The 21172-nt window shown below is 53.0% G+C and carries 19 protein-coding genes; 16 read left to right on the top strand and 3 right to left on the bottom strand.

Features of this window, described 5'->3' with window-relative positions:
* Positions 1-173 precede the first annotated feature (173 nt).
* From guaB to QEH59_RS17075, 3 genes are all read left to right on the top strand, one after another.
* Positions 174-1748: an IMP dehydrogenase gene (guaB, locus tag QEH59_RS17085; RefSeq protein ID WP_308952326.1), complete on the top strand. Its 1575-nt coding sequence runs from the start codon at positions 174-176 to the stop codon at positions 1746-1748.
* A 118-nt stretch (positions 1749-1866) separates the two neighbouring features.
* Positions 1867-3414 (top strand): adenylosuccinate synthetase, encoded by a 1548-nt coding sequence (locus QEH59_RS17080; RefSeq protein ID WP_308986598.1) that lies wholly within the window; start codon positions 1867-1869, stop codon positions 3412-3414.
* Between the two features lie 55 nt (positions 3415-3469).
* On the top strand, positions 3470-3811 hold the full coding sequence (locus tag QEH59_RS17075; protein WP_308986597.1) for a hypothetical protein: 342 nt from the start codon (positions 3470-3472) through the stop codon (positions 3809-3811).
* Between the two features lie 85 nt (positions 3812-3896).
* Here QEH59_RS17075 and QEH59_RS17070 read toward each other — a convergent pair whose 3' ends face one another.
* The gene (locus QEH59_RS17070) at positions 3897-5780 is read right to left on the bottom strand and encodes a plasmid pRiA4b ORF-3 family protein (RefSeq protein WP_308986596.1); all 1884 of its coding nucleotides are present in this window, start codon (positions 5778-5780) and stop codon (positions 3897-3899) included.
* Between the two features lie 233 nt (positions 5781-6013).
* On the opposite strand from QEH59_RS17070, the gene QEH59_RS17065 reads away from it, so the two are divergent.
* From QEH59_RS17065 to QEH59_RS17055, 3 genes are all read left to right on the top strand, one after another.
* Positions 6014-6541, top strand: coding sequence for a peroxiredoxin (locus QEH59_RS17065; protein ID WP_308986595.1), 528 nt, complete (start codon positions 6014-6016; stop codon positions 6539-6541).
* Between the two features lie 24 nt (positions 6542-6565).
* Entirely contained in the window at positions 6566-7090 is a 525-nt protein-coding gene (locus QEH59_RS17060) for a carboxymuconolactone decarboxylase family protein (protein ID WP_308986594.1), read from the top strand.
* Between the two features lie 198 nt (positions 7091-7288).
* Positions 7289-7609, top strand: a complete 321-nt coding sequence (locus QEH59_RS17055; RefSeq protein WP_308986593.1) for a nuclear transport factor 2 family protein — start codon at positions 7289-7291, stop codon at positions 7607-7609.
* Between the two features lie 6 nt (positions 7610-7615).
* Here QEH59_RS17055 and QEH59_RS17050 read toward each other — a convergent pair whose 3' ends face one another.
* The gene (locus QEH59_RS17050; RefSeq protein WP_308986592.1) at positions 7616-10501 is read right to left on the bottom strand and encodes an ATP-binding protein; all 2886 of its coding nucleotides are present in this window, start codon (positions 10499-10501) and stop codon (positions 7616-7618) included.
* A 359-nt stretch (positions 10502-10860) separates the two neighbouring features.
* A complete protein-coding gene (locus tag QEH59_RS17045) occupies positions 10861-11280 on the bottom strand; it encodes a secondary thiamine-phosphate synthase enzyme YjbQ (protein ID WP_308986591.1) in 420 nt (139 codons plus the stop codon).
* A 161-nt stretch (positions 11281-11441) separates the two neighbouring features.
* Between QEH59_RS17045 and QEH59_RS17040 the strand changes: the two genes are divergently transcribed.
* The 10 genes from QEH59_RS17040 to QEH59_RS16995 all read left to right on the top strand — a co-directional run bounded on the left by QEH59_RS17040 (position 11442) and on the right by QEH59_RS16995 (position 21078).
* Entirely contained in the window at positions 11442-12815 is a 1374-nt protein-coding gene (locus tag QEH59_RS17040) for a class II fumarate hydratase (protein WP_308986590.1), read from the top strand.
* 69 nt (positions 12816-12884) lie between these two features.
* A complete protein-coding gene (locus QEH59_RS17035) occupies positions 12885-13298 on the top strand; it encodes a rhodanese-like domain-containing protein (protein WP_308986589.1) in 414 nt (137 codons plus the stop codon).
* Positions 13286-13741, top strand: a complete 456-nt coding sequence (locus tag QEH59_RS17030; protein ID WP_308986588.1) for a MauE/DoxX family redox-associated membrane protein — start codon at positions 13286-13288, stop codon at positions 13739-13741. The genes QEH59_RS17035 and QEH59_RS17030 overlap by 13 nt, the downstream gene beginning before the upstream one ends.
* A 50-nt stretch (positions 13742-13791) precedes the next feature.
* Positions 13792-14460 carry a DUF1573 domain-containing protein gene (locus QEH59_RS17025; protein WP_308986587.1) on the top strand — a complete coding sequence of 223 codons (669 nt, stop codon included), beginning with the start codon at positions 13792-13794 and terminating at the stop codon, positions 14458-14460.
* A 140-nt stretch (positions 14461-14600) separates the two neighbouring features.
* Entirely contained in the window at positions 14601-16445 is a 1845-nt protein-coding gene (gene ggt / locus QEH59_RS17020; RefSeq protein WP_308986586.1) for a gamma-glutamyltransferase, read from the top strand.
* Between the two features lie 64 nt (positions 16446-16509).
* Positions 16510-16896, top strand: coding sequence for a hypothetical protein (locus tag QEH59_RS17015; RefSeq protein ID WP_308986585.1), 387 nt, complete (start codon positions 16510-16512; stop codon positions 16894-16896).
* A gap of 167 nt (positions 16897-17063) precedes the next feature.
* A complete protein-coding gene (locus QEH59_RS17010) occupies positions 17064-18173 on the top strand; it encodes a transporter (protein WP_308986584.1) in 1110 nt (369 codons plus the stop codon).
* A 135-nt stretch (positions 18174-18308) separates the two neighbouring features.
* Positions 18309-18800, top strand: a complete 492-nt coding sequence (locus tag QEH59_RS17005; RefSeq protein ID WP_308986583.1) for a hypothetical protein — start codon at positions 18309-18311, stop codon at positions 18798-18800.
* Between the two features lie 23 nt (positions 18801-18823).
* Positions 18824-19321 (top strand): DUF5069 domain-containing protein, encoded by a 498-nt coding sequence (locus QEH59_RS17000; RefSeq protein ID WP_308951090.1) that lies wholly within the window; start codon positions 18824-18826, stop codon positions 19319-19321.
* 164 nt (positions 19322-19485) lie between these two features.
* Positions 19486-21078, top strand: coding sequence for a GNAT family N-acetyltransferase (locus tag QEH59_RS16995; RefSeq protein ID WP_308986582.1), 1593 nt, complete (start codon positions 19486-19488; stop codon positions 21076-21078).
* Positions 21079-21172 lie beyond the last annotated feature (94 nt).

Here is a 21172-nt window from a genome sequence, read left to right as displayed (position 1 = left end):
ACCAACTAACAGCTTCTACGTTCTTGACACAAACTAACATAGCAGGGGCTTCATTTATGAAGACCGCCGAGTCTCCGCCAACAACACTGCGGTCTTCATAAATGAAGCCCCTACACTCTCATAAAGTATCATTTACGACTTGAGAAAAGACAATCTTTTGCTGAAGTCAGCCTATGAAAGCACCTCGAATCGAAGACTATTATCAATCTGCAGATCAGTTCTTCCAGAACAACTTGCCGGTCGGCCTGACCTACGACGACATTTCTCTGGCGACGCTCTACTCAGACGTGCTCCCTCGCCAAACCAATTTGGGCACCCGTCTCTCAGAGTCGCTCGAGCTGCAAATTCCGATCATTTCTTCGGACATGGACACGGTGACCGAATCCAAGATGGCCATTAAAATGGCGCTCAATGGCGGCCTGGGGCTCATTCACTATAATATGACCGACGAGAAGCAGGTGCGTGAGGTCGCCCGTGTCAAAAATCATATTCACGGCTTCATTCAGGAACCGATCAAAGTCGAGCCCAACCAGAAAATCGGCGAGGTCATGGACCGCATCGCAGATCGTGGCTATGGTTTCAGCACTTTCCCAGTGGTGGATGACAACAATAAATTACTCGGCCTGCTACCGGGGCGAGTCGTCAAAGCGCGCTACGCCAACCGCCTGGTCTCGGAAGCGATGACGCCACGCGATCAGGTCTACACGCTCAACGAAAAAGAGATCACTAAAGATCCGATCAAGACCGCGGACAAATTTTTCACCGACCACCTCGGCATTCACAAGCTACTGGTGGTAGACGACGAAGACCGCCTACGCGGCCTGTTCACACTCTCCGACATCGAGCGCATCGACGCCGAGTCGCAGCAGTCCGTCAAACCTGCCCGTGACAGCCACTTCCGTCTGATGTGCGGCGCAGCCATCTCCGCCCACCGCAAGCCCGATGGCGAACTGGACCGTGAGCGCATCATCAACCACGTAGGCAAATTGGTGGACGAGGGCGTGGACACCATCGCAGTATCCACTGCACATGGATTTTCTAAAGGCGTCGGCGACACCATCCGCATGCTACGCGGTGAGTTTGCCGACCTGACTTTGATCGCCGGTAACGTCACCAGCGCCGAGGGGGTCGAATTCCTCGCCGACGCGGGTGCCAATACCATAAAAATCGGTCAAGGCCCGGGATCAATCTGCACCACCCGCATCGTCGCTGGTGTCGGCATTCCGCAAATGACCGCGCTCTACTGCGCCTCCATCGCGGCCCGTAAGAAGGGCGTCGCGATCCTCGCCGACGGCGGCATTACCAAGTCGGGCGATATGGTCAAAGCCCTCACCTTGGCCAACGGCGTCATGTGCGGCAGCCTGCTGGCCGGCTGCAACGAAGCCCCCGGCCAGATTATCGAAATCAACGGCAAGCAATATAAACAATACCGTGGCATGGGCAGCAGCGCCGCCATGAAAGACGGCTCCGCCAGCCGCTACGGGCACGATCGCAAGGACATCGCCACCAAGGCCGCAGCCGAAGGCATTGAAGCGCTCAAAGAATCCGTCGGCTCACTCAGCGGCGTGCTGCGCGAGCTGGTGGGCGGCATCCAGTCCGGCATGGGCTACCTCGGCGCCGCCGACCTGGCTCAGCTCCGCGAGAAAGCCCGCTACATCCGCGTCAGCCCAGCCGGCCAAAAGGAATCGGCTCCACACGATGTGATCACCGTGAAAACGAGTGACTCATCAGCCGACTCTTCGAAATAAGAGATCAGCCCGATCAAACAGATCAGTCGGATCCGTCTGACACCAGCGACTAGCAGCACCAGACACCACATAGTTCTTCAGCTTTTCCTAATTTAAGTTTTTCAGTTTTTACTAAAACATGCTCACACCATTTACCTCCCAACTGATTGCCGATACCGGCATCTCCACAGGCGACGAAGGCAAGGGTCGCGTCATTCTCGAAATCGTGAACGAATTACGCGAGACCACCGGTCGCGAAGACGCGGTAGCGGCCGTCATGAAGGTCAACGGCGGCTCCAACTCTGGACACACCGTCGCGGGACTCAAGCTGAACCTACTGCCAGGCGGCGTAGCGGACCCGAAGGTTCCCTATCTGCCAATCGGCGCGGGCGTAGTCGCCGATCCACGCAAGTTCCTCTGGGAGTCGGCCTATGCAGAGCTGCACGGCCATATCGCAGTCAAACGCCTCGCGATCGACGAGCGCTGCTTGGTCTCCGACCTCTGCCACCGTCTGCTCGACCTCGCCTGGGAAGACTACCGCGTGCACGTGCAAAAGGGCGATCCACGCGGCTCGACCGGTCGCGGCATCACGCCTGCCTACCTCGACGAAGTGGGACAATTTCAAATTTTCTACGCCGACTTCCTCGGCAGCAAAGAGGCCTTTGTCACTAAAATGCAGGGCCGCATCGACCGCGCCCTACGCGTGATTGAGCACGTCTGCCAAGTCGCCCCGGAACGCTGGCCTACTTTCTTTGAAACTCTCACTGGAGCGGAAACCCGCGCCAACGACGAAGTCATCCAAGCAGGCAAGTTCGACGCCAGCGAGTTCGACTTCAGCCAATTCGCCGGCGAAGCCCCCTTCACACTCAATGCCGAAAAACTGATCGAAGACTACTGGGCCGCCGGCCAGGTGCTCGCTCCTCAAGTCTGCGATGTGCGCGAGCTGGTGCTGCGCGAGCAAGACAAGGGCAACTACATCATCGGTGAATTTGGCCAAGCCTACTGGCTGGATAAGCGTCACGGCTTCGCCCCCAACGTCACTGCCTCGCACACCTTTACGCCAGAGTTCTTCCAATCTGCAGGCATTCCCGCGCAACCGATTCACAACGTCGGCTGCTGCAAGGCCTACGACACCAAAGTCGGCACCCACGTATTCATCTCCGAGATCGACCTCGACCACCCGCTCAGCACCCTGCTGCGCAAGATCGAGTTTGGCGCCACCACCGGACGCCAACGCATGGTCGGCTGGTACGACGCCGTGGAAAAGGGCGACGCTCTTCGCTACGGCGGCTATCAAGACCTCGTGCTGAATAAGCTCGACGCCCTCTCGCATAATGGCGACTGGCAAGGCGATCTACAAATCTGCACCGCTTATCAAGACGAAGATGGCAGCATCGTGCACCACGTGCCACGCGACATTAAAGTCCACCGCCGCCTCAAGCCGGTATTCAAAACAGTGCCCGGCTGGAGCGAAGACATCTCCGGCGTGCGCAGCTTTGCCGATCTGCCCGAAGCCGCCAAGGTCTACGTGGCATGGCTATTAAAAGCCTTAGTTGAAGTCGCCAACCACGGGGATCAGCACAACGACAAGATCCCTAACCTGCGCTACATCGGCGTCGGCCCCGAGCCCAGCCAAATCATCAAAGACGTGCCGCCCGTGGAGGAACTATTGAAGCTCGCGAAATAAGCGTAGTGACAAGCTTCCAGCTTGTCTGAGCACTCAACTCGTCAGAACTCAATCTATGATGGAACTCCCAGAATCCCTTCAAAAATGGAGCGACGAGGAATTACGTGCGCTCAACCATGCAATCGTTGACCATCTCAAACAGCGCAGAGCCGTCCAAGCAAGGATGGAAATGACTCGCTTTCAACGCGGCTGCAAAGTCGAGTTCTGGTCCTCGGAAGGCGACTTAATCGAAGGCACAGTCATCAAATTCAATAAAAAGACCGTAAGTGTCCTCACCGAAGAGGGCACGCAATGGAACGTCTCCCCTTCCCTGCTAAGCAAAACTGCCGACACCAGCAATATGGCAGCCGCACAAGACGCAAAAGTCATCGACTTCATGGACCAGTTGGAGAGCTAGAGCGTAGGGAAAAACGTAGGGGCTTCACTTGTGAAGACCGCATCGGTTCGGCTCTGAGCTTCGGCGGTCTTCACAAGTGAAGCCCCTACATTTCATCTGGCCCAGGCATCATCGCGAGCATTTCAAATAGCTGCCCGAGCATTGCAAATTCCTCGAATTGTGCCAGCCGCACACCTGCCAGCTTCGCAAATGGGGACAACATTTCATAGGCCTCATCCGTCACCACTCGAATCTCAGTCGGGCAATAACCGTGCGCATCAATATTCGCCACCAAACACTCCCACAAGGTCTGAGCCTCCGAAATGTCTACATCCGCGGTGAATTGAGGCTTCGGCGGCACATTGCCAGTACCTATCGAACAAGCCATCGCTAGCACTGGCATGACGGGTCCCGAGGCCGTCATCACACCAGTCGGCATACAAAGCGTGCCCACTTCCCAACTGTCTTCCTGTTGCGGCATTTTGGCCAAGCGAGCACACTCAAATTCGTTCGGCTGATACACCGCCTGCTCCGCATGGCAGCGCTCCCAATCGACCGACACATCTTCCAACTGCCAGCCCTCGTTGCCCTCCGGCTCCGCGCCCGCTGCCAAGCGAAATACTTTTAAGCTCTTAGGCATCGTGCCGGGCACTAAATGCGACAACAAAAAGGACTCAGGATGCTTCGACTGCTGCATCAACTCGACATAGCGCAGCGCTAGTCGCATGCCTCGCCGCAAAACAGCCATGTCCGCAGCTTCCGAAAACCATGGGAAACAACGCGGACGGTAACTACGAAACCGTATCCAACGATGACGCCCACGCGGCGGCGTCAGCTGCCGAGTATATTTGTAAAGCTTGAGATCGGGCGCTTCCATCCCTGCCTTGTTTAAAAACTCAACCTCGACCATGCTCGACATTTTCAACACCGACTCTGGGTCCAAGGCCGTAGCTGCCGAAAAAGCTGACCTCCAAAATGCCAGCGCCGTCGGCGCACGATGCACATGGATCGAATAAACTTCCCCGCCTCGCCCCAAAACCGAAACCACGTCCAATTCCCGTGTCTCCGGATCTTCCACCGCAAAGATATCACGATCCCACAGTTGCTTCCACGGCTCCACAGCACGCACGGTTTCTGCCAGCTTCAAGGTTTTGGAAAACTCCGACAAGTCACCCTTCGGTAACTCCGTATAGGGTTCAGGAAAAGTCTCCGATTCCGCCTCGTCTTCATCGAAGAACTCATCGCTATCGTCATCATCCAGGTCGATCTTTCCACCCGCCAGCGCCGACATGAATTCCTCAAATCCATCATCCTCGTCCTCAAGGTCATGACCTTCCTCCAATTCAAGAAATGGGCCCCCACCGTGCGTTTCCTCCGCAGCGACAGGGTGCAAACCACCGCGCTCAGCCGCTTCACTGAAAATATCGCCTAACTCACGATTAATAAACTTCAGATCCGCATTCTCAAAATCCAGCTCTTCCAGCTTATAATTCTCATACGCCTCCCAATCTGCACTGGCAGCCCCGGATTCAATCGCTTGCTTAATCTTTCGCATTTCCATTAATCCGTGAGGCCCGCCACAATCCTCAAGCACGTCGCCCCCCTTGGCCTTGACGCAGCGTAAACAATCCCCCTCATCATACTTCAAAATCTCCTTGAGCGTGATGCGATGATCCCAGCCATCACCAAAATCGTAGCTGTAGCGGAACCAGTCCTTCTCCTTTTTAAGCACCTCAGAGAGCGCCACCTTCGCTTCGTCCCGCGCACCAGGCAGCGGATCTTCGTAGTCGCTGGGTATGTAGTAAATACGACCTTGCTCATACTGGTGTAAATGGGAATCAGTCCAGCCCATAGACTCCTGGATCACCTCATGCAGCCAGCTCAAGCTAATATTCGCCGGCACCACCAACTCACGCCAAATCGGTGGACGAACCACCTGCTCCAGTTGAATACGAATCAGATAACGAGTATTTGCAGCGTGAGCGGACATACCTATAGATAGAACATCCCCTGCATATCCCTCCAGCTTATAATCATACAACAAAGCGACCAGTCTTCAAATAACAGCCACTCCATATACATCATGCTCATAGCCCACACACGGCAGCCGAAAAGTTCGCATGCGCCCATTTTTTAGAAAATTTCTGTGCTCGGCTTGACTCAGCGAGCCGCTTTGGCACCCTGCGCGCTTTCTTAAATCAAATCGAAAATTAAAAACATATCATGATCACAGTAGGCGAACAATTCCCTCAATTCAAAGTCAAGGCTTGCAACGGCCTCACCAACGATGACCTCATCGACCTCAGCAATGAGAGCTACGAAGGCAAGTGGAAGGTCTTTTTCTTCTATCCAAAGGACTTCACATTCGTGTGCCCAACCGAGATCGTCGAGTTCAGCAAGAACGTACCTGAGTTCGAAGACCGCGACACAGTCGTGATCGGCGGCAGCGCTGATAATGAGTTCTGTCACTTGGCATGGCGCAACGACCATGAAGATCTGCGCGACCTAAAACTACCGCTGATCGCAGCACCTAAGCTCGCTCGCGAACTCGGCATCTTGGATCAAGAAGAAAACGTCTGCCTGCGCGCGACTTTCATCGTCGATCCACACGGTGTGGTACAATACGCGGCTGCCAACAACCTGAGCGTTGGCCGTAACGTCAAGGAAATCATCCGTATCCTCGACGCGATCCAATCTGACGAGCTTTGCCCCTGCAACTGGAACAAAGGCGACGCAACAATCAAGGTCTGAGTCCCTCCTATTCTATAACTAGCGATGGAACAAATCACCGAATTACTCGCCTCCTTGCCTGCAGAGGCCAAGGACTTACGCATCAACTTGAAGCGCGTGCTTGAGGGGGAGTCCCTCGATACCGAGCAAACCTGGGGCACCGCACTGGCGGCCGCTTACTACATCCGCCACCCGGAGCTGACTGCTGCGGTATTAGCCGATGCCAAAGCTGCCGGCATCAGCGAAGCCACACTTGAGGACGCCCGTGCCGCCGCATCAATCATGGGCATGAATACGATCTACTATCGTTTCCGCCACCTGATGAATTCGGACGAATACAACAAACGTCCGGCCAATCTACGCATGATGCGCATGCAGCAAGTCGCCAGTAGCAAGGTAAACTTCGAGCTGTTCTCCATCGGTCCGGCCGCGCTGGCTGGCTGTGAAATGTGCCTCAAAGCACACGAAGCCGCCGTCAAAAAGGACGGTATGAACGAAGACAATGTGCACGATGCCGTACGCATCTCTGCCATCCTTCATGGCGTCGCCGTAGCCTTGGACTCGATCTAAAGCCACGACAAAAGTTCATCCATTCAAACAAAGAGGCGACGCGCACAGCGTCGCCTCTTTTTGCATCAACCGATTGCCGCCTACCGCACACTCGAAATCAGCACGCAAGCCATAATTGACATCTACGCAGTGCGTCAAATAAAGACATAGCAGCCGTCTCACACGCAGTGACGCCCCTTCTCTAACTATACAAATACCATGAACGCAAAAATCATCGCAGCCTGTGAGGCATTTTCAAAGGGCAAGCCCGAAGCCGCCCTTCCTTTTCTCGCCGAAGACATCGAATGGCACATCGTAGGCGACCGCACCATCGACGGTAACGCTGCCGTTAAAGAGATGTGCGCAGACGCAGCCGCACAAGGCGAACCAAATTTCGAAAATGGCCGCGTGATCAAAGCCAAAAACCACGTTATCGTCGAAGGCGCCGACCACGACACTGGCATGCACTACTGCGATATCTATACCATCGAGAACAACGAAATCGCCGAGATCACCTCCTACAGTCTTGCAGGCGAATAAATACCACTAAGCGAGTGCCGACTCTTCCAGTATACGGTCAATCATTTCCTCTAAGACCGCTATTTTCACGGGCTTATATAAAACTCCACTAAAATCTACGCCGTTAAGCTTTTCTCGCACACTATCCAAGGCGAGCGCAGTAAGCACGACGATAGGCGTCTGGTTGCCACTATCACGTAATATACGGATCGCCTCAAAACCACTCATACCTGGCATTTTCAAATCCATTAATATGATGTCAAATCGATGCGCGGCACATGACTCGATAGCCGCTTGCCCGTTTTTGACATAGGTAACCTGCAGCTGCTTCCTCTCTAAACAAACCATGACCAGCTTTGCATTACTCTGATCATCTTCTACAAGTAAAACATGCTTAGCTGGCCTTTGCACTCGGTCGCGCTTAACTTCAGCATCTTCCCGATTTACCGCCACATCATCTTCGACCAGACTGTCCTCGTTGAATGAAAGTGAGGTGGGAAAGCGAACATGAAATTCCGCCCCTTGCTGGTAGTCCTCATCAATCCAAATACGGCCTCCCATTAGTTCTGCCAAACGCTTACAAATCGCCAAGCCCAAGCCCGATCCCTCATGCTCGCGTGAATCGGAACTGTCGATCTGCTGAAATTCTTGAAAAACTAAGTCCTGCTTCTCACGCGAAATCCCTGATCCTTGATCCCTGACGATAAGATGTAGCTCCGACTTTGCATTCCCATGCGTATTAGGCGGATCCAATTGTGCGATAATATTGATCTCTCCAGAAAATGAGAACTTAATCGCGTTACCAACTAGATTTAACAGTATTTGACGAGTTCTAGCCGGATCGATCAAGCATGGTGAATTCAATATAGCCGCGACTTCACAATTTAAAGTTAAGCCTTTATCGCTACAAGAACGCCCAAAAATACTGAAAATATCATCAATGATATCCTGTACCAAAGTCGGCTTTTCTTCAACGACGACGCGCCCGGCCTCAATGCGCGCAATATCCAAAATGTCTTCGATCAATAACAATAAATCCCTTGATCGAGACTTAGTAATCTGCAGCCAGCTCCGCTGCTCATCGGTTAAATTATCGGCTCCAATAAGTAAATCTGTGAAACCAATAATTGGATTTAAAGGCGTACGTAATTCATGACTCATTGTGGCTAAGAAAACATTCTTGGCTTGGCTAGCGGCTTCGGCGGTTTCTTTAGCTTCAATCAGCGCAACTTCAGATTCTTTTAATTCGGTGATATCTAATTGAGTCCCATACATCCATTCTGGTCGCCCCGGCTCCACCCATGTCCCCACCTGTCCACGGTCTAGAATCCAAACCCACGAGCCGTCCTTATGCCGCATACGAAACTCACAACTGTAATACTCCAGCTTACCTGAAAAATGATCATCAACTCGCTTTAATATACTCGGCAAATCATCGGGATGACACAAATTTTCCCAAGTTTTAACGGTGAGTGGAGTGAGCTCATCTAAGGTATAACCAATGATCTCAACCCAACGTTGATTCAAACATATTTTACCACTTGGCACATGCCATTCCCATGTCCCGACATTGGTGCCCGATAGTATATTCAACAGCCGCATTTGCTCAGCTGCCAGTGTTTCTTCCACATCACGTTGAGTGGTGGTATCTCGCACGATCGAGAAAAGCACAGGCCGCTGTTCGCGTTCGATGCACGTGAACAACATTTCAACCTGTCGCTGCTCACCATTGCGTAGTCGATGCTGCGACTGATAACTCTCACACTCACCATTACTAATACGATCCAGCGCACGATCCATGCTGGCAAAACTACCTCCGTCTATTTCGGCAAGATTGAGCTGCGTGAGTGCCTTCTTTGAATAGCCATAATACGCTAAGGCAGCCGGATTCGCATCTAATATTCGCCCTTCATCGGGCTCAATCAAAAGTATCGGAGTATAACTGTTCTCAAAAAGGCTTGCTGTCTGTCCTTCACTTTCACGTAGTTCACGCAGCAACCTACGCTGGCGCAAATACATAAGTCCGACGATCTGACCAGACGTTGCAAGCAACACCGCTATAATAAACGCAGCGATGCAATACGCTTTATACTTTGTAAAAAAGGAAAGTGGCTTATTTAGCACGATGGCCCCATGTGGTAAATGACTCGGAGGGATCGAATAACGCTGCATTTCTTTGTAGTCGAAATAATCTACATTAAAATCGGCCTCGACTATTTGATTCTCAGGTAACGATCGCCCCGATAGATACCCCTCTGCCAGTTCGGTCGCGCGCTGTGCCATCCGATAATGTGAGATCACCCGACCACCAAGAAAACCCTGCCCGATCCCATGCTCATATGGATGGAGTACAGGAATCTGTGTATGCTGCCTCAGCCACAAAACAGACTCCAAAAAATCAAAATTTCCCCCAGCGCCATCAATATAGGCTGACAAAAAGAGAATCGCGTCCCCCTCGGGGTATGCGTGCATGCGAGCTGCCATTTTAGAAAAAGTACTTCGGCTCAAGTCTTCGATGCCCACTCTGGACGCTAAACCGGGAGGCAAATTAAGCTGTAAAGCCTCCAGATCCGCCTGACCACTCGCACTAGCATCTGCAATCACATGAAGCGTTCCCAGTTTAGGAAACAACTTAAAAGCCAGCTCAACATTCTCCATTAAGGAAGCTTGCTCGGTGAGCCCCGAATACTCCTTCCTTTGAACCGCCCTCTGAGCGAGCTCAGTATTGTTAATCCCAAAAAAAATAACAGGTGCCTCCCTCGCGAGCTCATCCTTATAGCGCAATAAGAACTCTAGCGCATTATCATCAGATGATAAGATTAGATCGTAGCGACCAGACTCTTGAATATTAGCTTCAATTTGCTCATAAACATGAGGAAAGCGCGCCGCAGCTGTATTGCGCTTAGTATCCATGTAAACCACCTCTAAATGCCTATTTTCTACCTTAAGTAGCCCCGTAACCGCTTCTAAATGGTGCGCAGCCGTGGGGAATTCCGAATGATACGAACTTAAAAACAGAATACGCGTCTCTTCTCCAAACGAGTAGACACAGAAGTGCTGAAAGAGGAGGGCACAAAAACAAATGAATTTAACGACGTTCGGTAGGCGCATACCTGTTGACGGGCACGTAAAAGAGGACACATAACGTATTAAAAAAAATGTTAAACAAAGCAAACTTTTTTACATTCAAGCGTTATACATCGATAACACGCCTCCTTAAAAAGCCTCCCAACCTCATACAATCAAGATAGCAAGCGCCACCACAAGCGGAGCTATTCCCCCTGAAAACTAATGACAATGCGTCTTCGATGACTTTGCTCTCGATGCTCCCAAAGAAAGAGACCTTGCCAAGTGCCAAGGCAAAGGCGTCCATTTATAAATGGAATGACTTCCGTAGTGCGAGTCAAAGCCATCTTAATGTGGCTAGTCATATCGTCAGGCCCCTCGTATGTGTGCGTAAAATGTGGGTCATTTTCTGGTACCAAGCGATCCATAAACCCTTCTAAGTCACGCCGCGCAGAAGGATCCGCATTTTCCATGATCACTAAACTACAGCTGGTGTGGCAGCAAAACACAGTAACCGTTCCTTCGCTCAGGCCTGACTGTCGCAAGGCGGACTCCACCTGATCGGTAAACTCTGTAGTGGATTTACCCAGCGCAGTGACAAGGATCTCTTTTGTGAATACTGCCATTAACAAATCAAAGTAGGAAGGCATCAAAGTGGAAAGGTAAAACTCTTCGTAATAAACGTAATAAATACCCTGCGTAATTATTGTCATCCTCCCTCCCGAAGACGACAGCACGAACTGCCTTCCTCATTGGATTATTACCAAAGGTACGTTACAATGTATTCATGCGCACAGAAAAAGACTCCATGGGCACAATGGAAGTGCCCGACAACGCTCTCTACGGGGCATCGACTCAGCGGGCAGTAGTTAATTTCCCTGTCAGTGGGCACCCCATGCCGGCACTTTTTATCCGTAGCTGCGGCTTGTTGAAATACGCCTGTGCTCAGGCTAATCTCGCACTTGAACGCATCAATCAGGAAAAAGCTGACGCTATCAGCATCGCGGCACTTGAGATTTACGAGGGCAAACACAGAGCACACTTCCCCTTAGATGTATTTCAGACTGGTTCGGGCACGTCCACCAATATGAATATCAACGAGGTGATCGCCAACCGCTGCAGCCAGCTCGCTGGCCAGCCCATCGGTTCCAAAATCCCGGTGCATCCAAACGATGACTGTAACCTCGGCCAATCCTCCAACGACACCATGCCTACCGCTCTACACCTGAGCGTAGCGCTCGCCCTGCAACAGGAATTGAAACCAGCACTACAATTACTATCTAAGGCACTGGATAAAAAAACACGCGCCTTCAAAAAGGTGGTGAAAATTGGACGCACTCACCTAATGGATGCCACCCCGATCACGCTGGGACAGGAATTTTCCGGCTATGTGCGACAAATCAAAAAGGCGCTCACGCGAACGGATCACGCCATCGTCACTTTAAAAGAGCTCGCAATCGGCGGAACCGCGGTGGGCACGGGCATCAATGGCCACCCGGACTTCGCTCAAGCGGTCGTCACGATCCTCAACGAGAAAACGCAACTGCATTTCATCGAAGCTAAGAACCACTTCGAGGCTCAAGCTGGACGCGACGACTGCGTGGACGTCGCAGGACAGTTACAAGCCATCAGCGCCAGCCTGACCAAGATCGCCAACGACATCCGTCTGCTTGGCTCAGGGCCACGCTGCGGACTGGGAGAGCTACAACTACCCGCCACCCAGCCCGGATCCTCCATCATGCCCGGTAAAGTCAACCCGGTCATGTGCGAGATGCTCGTGCAGGCTTGCCTCTATGCGAATAGCCAGTGTCAAACCGTGGTGGCCTGCGGTCGTGAAGGGCATTTCGAGCTAAATGCCACCATCCCCCTAATCGCCTACTCCCTACACGAGGCCATTCAAGTGCTCGCCAACAGCGCGATCCTTTTCACCGAACGCTGTGTCGCCGGTCTCCAAGTCAACGAACCAGCCATTGCTCAATATCTGGAAAATTCACTCATGCTGGTCACCGCACTCAATCCACACATTGGCTACGACAAAGCTTCTCATGTCGCCAAACGTGCCTTCGCCGAAGGCCGCACACTACGCGAAATTGTGCTGGAAGAAAAATTAATGAGCGCCAAATCCGTCGATAACGCACTCAATCCTAAGAAAATGGTCTAACAATCAACAGAGATACACCTTGAAGATTGAAGCTTTGAGTGCAGCGTGTAGCTTTAACTCCTATTTTTAATGGCTTCACTCTTCAAAGAATTTCTCACCATAGGAACGCTGACACTGATTGGCGCCATTTACTCGTTGGTAGGCGGCCTTGCACCGCGACCTTGGGCCGAGCCAGAATTAGCTGCTGGAGAAATCTACTTGGATGACGCACAGGCTTTGAATGTGATTTGGCTGGACGCCCGAACATACGCAGAGTACGAAACCGACCACATCCCCAATGCACTCTTCTTTGATGAGGGCGAGTGGGACACTGGACTTATCAGCCTGATGGATGCATGGCTCATGCAACCACGTCCCATCGTGGTTTACTGTAGCAGTGAAAGTTGTGGCACCAGTCAACGAATTGCCGAAGGGCTGCGGAAAGCTCTACCTGAAGCGGAAATTTATAGTTTGAAAGGAGGGTGGGACGCATGGCAGAACTAAATCCGAAGGCCTACCTACTCTTGCTGGCGCGCTTAGCGATAGTCGCTGCCTTCCTAATGGCAGCTCTGCCCAAGATTCAAGATCCTGTCGCCTTCACCAACTCAATCCAAGGCTTTCGAGTGGTGAGCTACGATCTGGCGACATGGATCGCAATAGGGTTACCATGGCTCGAATTAATTGCCGGCTTTGGCTTACTAATTCCACAAATTCGTCGCGCCAGTGCCATCATCATCACCATCTTACTCATTACTTTCATTGGACTACACGCTAGTGCTTGGATACGGGGACTCGATATCAACTGTGGCTGTTTTGGCGTGAACGAAGCCCACAGCGCCCCGAACTACCTGTGGCTCGTCCTAAGAAACATCGGCCTGCTCACGGCTTGTATTTGCGTACTGATACGGGACTGTCGGCACACCTCCTCCTCTCATCCAATGACCTAAGTAATGACCATTGCTTGATTTCACATTCATTTTTAATATCTCTACTGACCATGTTTACACGTTTGACACTGATTTCACTGCTACTGGCTGGCTGTGCCCCAATAATAAACGCCTCAACCCTAGTATGGGACGCGATAGAAGCTCACATCGATATGGAGCCAGACCAAGAACAAGCCCGCGCGGTTTTTACGGTTACTAATGAGGGCGAAAAAACCGTGCGTATCGCACGTATAAAAACCAGCTGTGGCTGCACGGGCTCAATACTGGATAAAAAAATCATTGAGCCAGGCGAATCAACTGAGGTCGTTGCCACCTTCAACAAAGGTAAGCGACAAGGGCTCAACCGCAATCGACTACAAGTTTACCTCGATAGCGAACCAGAACCTGTAGTGACACTCTTAATGAATGTCCAAATCCCCACATTAATTGAAGCAAAGCCTCAAATCGTTTACTGGAGCGCATCGAGCTCGAAATCCGAACGACGTGTTCGCATCACTCTGGACAAGCATTATATCGATGAAATTACTGGTATCGATTTTGATCGCTCCCAACTAAAGGTCAGCGAAGAACCGGGAGACCTCGACGAAGGCATCGCTAAAGTCCTCGTTATTGAGCCTTTAGACTATACCCAGCTTTACCGCGGCACCATTACCATCCACGGTAATGGCCCCGGTGGTCGCACTGCGGAGACACGTCTACACGCTTTTATACAACCATAGTATCTGCAATCACTTGAGATAATCCAATCCGTTATCGTTGCCCGTGGCACATCACTGAATACTAGGCATAGCCAAGATTTGGTATGGATGGAAATACATTCACGGAAACATGATAGCCGAAACAACAGGCTGACATTGATATGATTTCCCACACACCACGCGCTCTATTCTCCATCATCGTAATTGGCCTGTGTTCGTATGCCAATGCCAACACGGTAATTGTCAATGAATCCGATCCCGAAGTCCGTAGGGAAGTCGATGTTCGATTCGGTCCGGGAGCGGATGCTTCCTATTTCGCACGTAATGGAATGGTGACCTCCTCCTCCAATCACGCGACTTTTGCGGGACTGGAAATACTTCGTGCGGGCGGCAATGCCTTCGATGCGGCTGCAGCGGTGCAGATGGTGCTCTGTGTCACCGAGCCATACGCCAGTGGGCTCGGTGGCGGACTCTTTGCCATGGGCTATGATGCCAACTCGGGTGAAATATTCGCACTGGATGGGCGGGAAGAATCGCCCAAGGCATTTCATGCGGGCCGCTTTAAAGATGATGCGGGTAAAGTAATGCCCTTCCGCGACCGTATCACCGGTGGCAACGCAGTCGGGGTGCCCGGCACGCTGGCGGCTTTTATTAAATTACAAAACGAACACGGCAGCATGAGCCTGGCCGAAATCTGCGAGCCTGCCATTCGTATCGCGCGTGATGGCTTTCGCGTGCCCGAGACTTTTGCCGCCAACTTAAAACACCATTGGGACCGTATTTCGCTCTTCCCAGAGAGCCGACGTTTATTCAGCCGCCCGGATGGCAGCCCCCTGCAAGCCGGCGACCTCCATACAAACCCGGAGCTGGCAGATACCTTAACACTCATCGCGCAAGAAGGCGCCAATGTCTTCTACCACGGAGCGATCGCCCAAGACATCGTGCGCGCCGTGCAAACAGACCCAGTCCAAGCGGGCGTACTCACGATGGAAGACCTGGCACGTTACCAGCCGCTCGACCGCAGCCCTGTCGCAGTGAGCTTCGATCAATACTCGGTCTATGGCATGCCCATGCCATCCAGCGGTGGTGCCACTCTCGGCCTGATGCTAAACCTGGTGCAAGCCCATGGCCTCGAAAACTTACGATGGGGCGATGCCGATACCTTCAGCCTCTTGCTCAATATTCAAAACCTGGCCTTCGCCGATCGTAATCATTACATGGCGGATGCGGATTTCGTAGATGTGCCAGTGGATGGACTACTCGATCCTGCGTACGCCAGCGAGCGCGTTGCACTGATTCAATCCACCCAAGCCATCCCCACCCCGATCAAATATGGCAAGCCTACTGGTGCCGTTGCGCCGCCCCAAGCACAGCAGCTGCAACACGAGAGCCAATCCACCACTCACTTCTCAATCGTCGATCGTGATCGTAATGTGATCTCCATCACTTCCACCCTCGAGCAACACTTCGGCTCCGGCGTCGCCGTGCCAGGACGCGGATTTTTACTGAATAATGAGTTAACCGATTTCAATTCGACACAACACGACAAGGCAGGCGAACTCGCCGCCAATCGCCCCACACCTGGCTTGCTGCCCCGCCGCACTGCCTTAGGCGCGGCGGCCGACACACTCGGCGGCAAGCGTCCACGCTCCAGCATGAGCCCCACTATTATACTCAAAGACGGACAGCCTTATCTGGTAATCGGCTCCCCCGGAGGCAGCCGTATCATCGGAGTGGTCTTCAACGCACTGCTCAACACGTTGGTATTCGATTTCGACCTACAAGCCGCCATCAATGCGCCTCGCGTGATCGGCCGCAATGGTCGCCCTGAAATGGAATCGCCGCTCTATCGCGATACAACATTACGCCAAGAACTCAAAGAACGTGGTTTCAAAATGGTAGACGCCCAAGCTGCAGGCTCCGTGCAAGCCATCCGCGTGAATCCAAACGGCTGGCTAGAGGGCGCAGCTGACCCACGCCGCGAAGGCCTCGCGCTGGGGTATTAAAGGCCAAAAAATCCACTTGCTCTCGACGCAGCGTTAACATTCTTTCTGTGCCCGATCTACCAAAATGCTCAGGCACTGCTTCAAAATCCTCTTGCTCCTACTCAGCGGCTGGTTACTTACCGGACCGCTGGCTTTGCTGCAGCTGGGTGCCTGGGGCTGGATGCTAGCGAGCTACTCACAGCAAAGCTCCTTGGAGCAAGCCATCGTAGAAACTTTCGGCGATGAGCGCCCCTGCGACCTTTGCCGTGTGATCGACGCGGTGGAAGAGACGGAATCCAATAGCGACACGGCTCAACGCAGCGATAGTAAAGACATCAAACTGATGCTCGGCCTCAGTCGAGCCATTAAAGTGATCGTGCCCACACAGGCCTATGCGCCCAAGGCAGCGATTGTATGTAAACCCGAGAATGCCCAGCAAAGGGTGCCCACGCCCCCACCGCGCGTGGCTTAAAGACACACTAGCATTCTCAAGTTAATTGTCCATCCATGGGGAGACAACGCTCTGTCGTTGCCTGCCAATGGACGGAATGCCGCCCTTTCTGACCGCGGCAATCATCAAGCAGGCCCTGTAGTCGATTCAAAACAGGCGCTGCTCAAACATTACAAAACACATACAAAATGAAAACTTCTACCCAATTCATCACACTCGCTCTCACACTCACTGCGGCCACAACCGCGCACGCCGCACCAGCCGCACCGATCTTTAGCTGCTGCAGCACTGAGGAACATCAACACATCGCCCGCCCCGATGACCACGCCCCGATCTCTGTCATGGGCGACCATACTCACAGTAAAGGCGGCTGGATGCTCTCCTACCGTTACATGAACATGCAAATGGACGGCATGCGCAATGGCACGGAGCGCGTCTCTTCCAGCGATGTGTTTGCGGCCGACGGCGGCTACACCGTAAGTCCGGAATGGATGACGATGGACATGCACATGCTCGGCGCGATGTATGCGCCGACCGAAAAGCTCACCCTAATGCTGATGGCCAACTACATCGAAACCGAAATGGAGCACAGCATTGTCTCACAAATGGCGGCCACCATGATCAACGGCGGCGAAACCAAGTTTACCACTCAATCCAGTGGCCTAGGCGATCTAAAGCTGAGCGCACTCTACAGATTCTATTTGCAGGACAACCAAAAGGCCCACTTCGGCCTGGGGCTCAGCCTACCGACAGGATCCATCGATGAAAAAGATACACTGCCCGCCATGGGAGGAGCAGTCAGCCAGCAAATGCCAGCCTCCATGCAACTCGGCTCGGGCACTTTCGACCTACTCCCCTCACTGACCTACGTGCAACAATTTACAAACTGGTCATGGGGCGCTCAGGCAAATGGCACGATTCGTCTTCAGGATGACAATTCCAACGACTACCGACTCGGGCACAAATTCGAGCTACTGAGCTGGGCAGGCTACAATCTCACCGACTGGCTTGGCTTGAATGGCGGCCTCAGCTACGGATATACAGGTAAACTTAAAGGCGACCAAAAGGATGTAAATCTAATGGGGCCCAATGGACGTTCCGTCCCCACCGCCTTCAATGAAAATAGCGGTGGCGAGCGTATCGACGTCCTACTGGGCATCAACCTACTCAAGCCCAGCGGTCGCTTTGCCGGGCATCGCCTCTCACTCGATCTGCGCCTACCGCTCTGGCAAGACCTGAACGGCTACCAACTCGAGACCGACTCGACCCTCACACTGGGCTGGTCGAAGGCGTTTTAAAGTAGAACCACCGTGGCGTGTTCGTAAAAGGACTTCCAGTATTTGCGAACACGCCACCATTTCCCGCTTTTCTAAAGCGTTGATCACAGCGCGATAGATTTGACAATTCGCCAAACTGCCACGATGTAGGCAGCTATGTTACGTCGCTATTCCTGCCTGATCAGCACGATCATGGCCTCCATTACTCTAATTCCCCTCGCCGCAGAGGAAGCAATCTCACCTACCCAAATCACTGAACAGGAATCTTGGAATGGCTCGGTCTTTCGTATCGAAGATACCAAAACCCGCGTCAGTATCGCATCGGTCAAGCTATCCGTAAGCGATCTAAAGCCGGAAGACGGTAATCTGGTCGGCGAATACACCATTCAGGTGCCGCTCATGCAGTCGAAAAACGACAAAGGTAAAATCGTGCTGCCACTCGAGTTCAGCATGGACGAGCTTGGGGCCCATGGCGGCACTCTACGCGGGCAAGCAATCAGCTACAAAGAAGGCACCACTCCCAACTTGATTATCTGCGAAATCATCCCCAGCAAAAATCAGCGCGTGCTGCTGGATATCACCACCGACGACCGCACCCTATCCTTTAAGTCTCGCTATTCCATAGTAGAGACCTCCAACGACAGCTAACTCACTGCTCACCTCGACTTAAAATGACAGACACCGACCTCGGCCCTACGGGCGAAATTTGCTTCGACCTGCCCTCTCCTTACGAGCCCCATCCCTGTGGCCTGCTGCACTTGCCGCGCTTCATTGCAAAATGCCGCAAGCACTTGGCAGGCGAACTGCCCAAATCCTATCAGAAAAATTTCTGCCGCGGCTTTGATCGCTTTCTCTGCATGCACCTCGGCATCGACCCGAAAGATGTGCTCGAGGCCGTGCTGCAAGCCGGCGACGACGAAGACCTGCTGGATGAACTGCTCGATCAGCTCTTCCCCGAAGACTTGCAAGTCGTGAAATGGAACCGCGAAGTCGTGCACAAGGGCCAAACTGAAGCCGGCCGCGAGTTTCTCGCAGAGTCCCTCACCAATATGGGCACTCCGGAAATGATCGGCAAAGTCGACAGCGTGATGGACATGATCGATTTCGACGAAGGCCGCATCCCAGGCTTCTCCGATCAAAAGCGCAAAGACTGGGAAGCGAAGCAGTAAACGTAGGCATTGCCACTTGTGACGCCCGCGTTGTGATAGCTGCGATGGATCGGCGGGCGTGACAAGTCGCGCCCCTACAATTTGCATTGCAATTTGGCAACGACTCGATCAATTCCAGCACACCATTTGACCTGTTGTGTAAATGGCCTGATCTTTAACACCCTATGCAAGCATTTACCTTCGAAACCTCCAAGGGATCGATCTACATTCGTCAAATCGAACATGAGGACATCCCTCACTTAATCGAGATGAACAAAAAGGCGTTTCCGCTCATGGCGGAAGAAAACGTCGTTTGGAGCGAGCGCCAGCTACAAAACCACCTGCGCCTCTTTCCTCAGGGACAATTGGCAGCCCTGATCGACGGCGTCATCGTCGGAGCCACCGCCTCGCTGATCGTCAACATCGGCCGCGATCCCTATCGCGCCCATACCTACGCCGGCATCACCGACGGCGGCTATTTTCACAACCACGACAGCAGTGGCGACACGCTCTACGGAGCCGATGTCTACGTCGACCCCGACTACCAGGGGCGCGGCATCGGTGCGGCTCTCTACGAAGCACGCCGCCGCCTGTGCAAAAGCCTCAACCTACAACGCATTCTCGCCGGCGGTCGCCTGTCCAGCTACGACGAAGCGCCCGGTGAGCTCTCCCCAGAGGCCTATGTGCAAAAAGTCATCGACGGTGAGATCCGCGACCGTGTCCTGAGTTTTCAACTGCGTGAAGGCTTCACCGTGCGGGGCATCTTACGCAACTACATCACCGATCCAATGAGCCGTAACTATGCGAGCCTGATCGAGTGGCTAAACCCGAACTACTCACCCGCAGAGCCCTCCTCCAAGGTGCGGATCGCCTGCGTGCAATACAAAGTCCGAAAAATCGACACCTTCGAGGACTTTGCCAATCAAGTAGAGTATTTCGTCGAAACCGCGGCCGACTATCGCGCCGACTTTGTGCTCTTTCCTGAATTTTTCTCGGTGCAACTACTCTCCGTGATCGAGCCACTGCCAGCAATCGACGGCATTCAAAAACTCGCCGACGAGTTCACCGAGCCCTTTGTCGACTTAATGTCGCGCATGGCCCGCAAGTACGGAGTCTACATCATCGGCGGCAGCCACCCAATCCGCCACCAAGACAAATTACAAAACGAGTGCCTGATCTTCGATCCAGATGGGCGCTATATCGCCCAGCCGAAACTGCACATCACGCCCGCCGAAAAACGCTACTGGGGCATTTCCGGCGGACACGAACTCATCGTGCTCCCCACACCCAAGGCTAAGATCGCCGTGCAAATTTGCTACGATGTCGAGTTTCCCGAAGCCAGCCGCTACCTAGCCGACCAAGGCGTAGAAATCCTCTTCGTGCCCTACTGCACCGACGACCGCCACGGCCAACTGCGCGTGCGCTACTGTGCCCAGGCCCGCGCCATAGAAAACCAGATCTTCGTAGCGACCGCCGGCATCATCGGTAATCTGCCCAGCGTGCCAGCCATGGACATCCATTACGGCCAAGCAGCCGTCTTCACCCCCTCGGACTTCGAGTTCGCCCGCGACGGCATCCAAGCCATCGCCGATTCCAACGTCGAGACCTTACTCGTCACCGACATCGACACCGAAGACCTCTACCGCTCCCGCGCCAGCGGCTCCGTCACCCCGCGCCTCGACCGCCGCACCGACCTCTTCGAGCTCAAAGTGAAGCTCAAGAACCTCGAAACCCACAGCGAGCTCAACGAAGCCCCCGAGTTCAAGTTACCGAAGTAAAAACGTAGATGACATGGGAGTTTATCAGGAGCGTGGAAACGCTACAGTGACAAACTTATGCAAAACCCCACATCATCTACGAACATCAATAAGA

The sequence above is a fragment of the Thalassobacterium sedimentorum genome, assembly GCF_031127905.1.
GTDB lineage: Bacteria > Verrucomicrobiota > Verrucomicrobiia > Opitutales > Coraliomargaritaceae > Thalassobacterium > Thalassobacterium sedimentorum.
This window is presented reverse-complemented; position numbering and strand designations above follow the sequence as displayed.

What these genes read in the sequence shown, in the direction of transcription:
- QEH59_RS17055 (WP_308986593.1), top strand. Translation starts at nt 7,289, where the DNA reads ATGAACGCAAAAATCATCGCAGCCTGTGAGGCATTTTCAAAGGGCAAG.
- QEH59_RS17045 (WP_308986591.1), bottom strand. Translation starts at nt 11,280, where the DNA reads ATGGCAGTATTCACAAAAGAGATCCTTGTCACTGCGCTGGGTAAATCC.
- QEH59_RS17065 (WP_308986595.1), top strand. Translation starts at nt 6,014, where the DNA reads ATGATCACAGTAGGCGAACAATTCCCTCAATTCAAAGTCAAGGCTTGC.
- QEH59_RS17010 (WP_308986584.1), top strand. Translation starts at nt 17,064, where the DNA reads ATGAAAACTTCTACCCAATTCATCACACTCGCTCTCACACTCACTGCG.
- QEH59_RS17030 (WP_308986588.1), top strand. Translation starts at nt 13,286, where the DNA reads ATGGCAGAACTAAATCCGAAGGCCTACCTACTCTTGCTGGCGCGCTTA.
- QEH59_RS17000 (WP_308951090.1), top strand. Translation starts at nt 18,824, where the DNA reads ATGACAGACACCGACCTCGGCCCTACGGGCGAAATTTGCTTCGACCTG.
- QEH59_RS17015 (WP_308986585.1), top strand. Translation starts at nt 16,510, where the DNA reads ATGCTCAGGCACTGCTTCAAAATCCTCTTGCTCCTACTCAGCGGCTGG.
- QEH59_RS16995 (WP_308986582.1), top strand. Translation starts at nt 19,486, where the DNA reads ATGCAAGCATTTACCTTCGAAACCTCCAAGGGATCGATCTACATTCGT.
- guaB (WP_308952326.1), top strand. Translation starts at nt 174, where the DNA reads ATGAAAGCACCTCGAATCGAAGACTATTATCAATCTGCAGATCAGTTC.
- QEH59_RS17075 (WP_308986597.1), top strand. Translation starts at nt 3,470, where the DNA reads ATGATGGAACTCCCAGAATCCCTTCAAAAATGGAGCGACGAGGAATTA.
- QEH59_RS17025 (WP_308986587.1), top strand. Translation starts at nt 13,792, where the DNA reads ATGTTTACACGTTTGACACTGATTTCACTGCTACTGGCTGGCTGTGCC.
- QEH59_RS17035 (WP_308986589.1), top strand. Translation starts at nt 12,885, where the DNA reads ATGGCTTCACTCTTCAAAGAATTTCTCACCATAGGAACGCTGACACTG.
- QEH59_RS17040 (WP_308986590.1), top strand. Translation starts at nt 11,442, where the DNA reads ATGCGCACAGAAAAAGACTCCATGGGCACAATGGAAGTGCCCGACAAC.
- QEH59_RS17050 (WP_308986592.1), bottom strand. Translation starts at nt 10,501, where the DNA reads ATGGATACTAAGCGCAATACAGCTGCGGCGCGCTTTCCTCATGTTTAT.
- QEH59_RS17070 (WP_308986596.1), bottom strand. Translation starts at nt 5,780, where the DNA reads ATGTCCGCTCACGCTGCAAATACTCGTTATCTGATTCGTATTCAACTG.
- ggt (WP_308986586.1), top strand. Translation starts at nt 14,601, where the DNA reads ATGATTTCCCACACACCACGCGCTCTATTCTCCATCATCGTAATTGGC.
- QEH59_RS17060 (WP_308986594.1), top strand. Translation starts at nt 6,566, where the DNA reads ATGGAACAAATCACCGAATTACTCGCCTCCTTGCCTGCAGAGGCCAAG.
- QEH59_RS17005 (WP_308986583.1), top strand. Translation starts at nt 18,309, where the DNA reads ATGTTACGTCGCTATTCCTGCCTGATCAGCACGATCATGGCCTCCATT.
- QEH59_RS17080 (WP_308986598.1), top strand. Translation starts at nt 1,867, where the DNA reads ATGCTCACACCATTTACCTCCCAACTGATTGCCGATACCGGCATCTCC.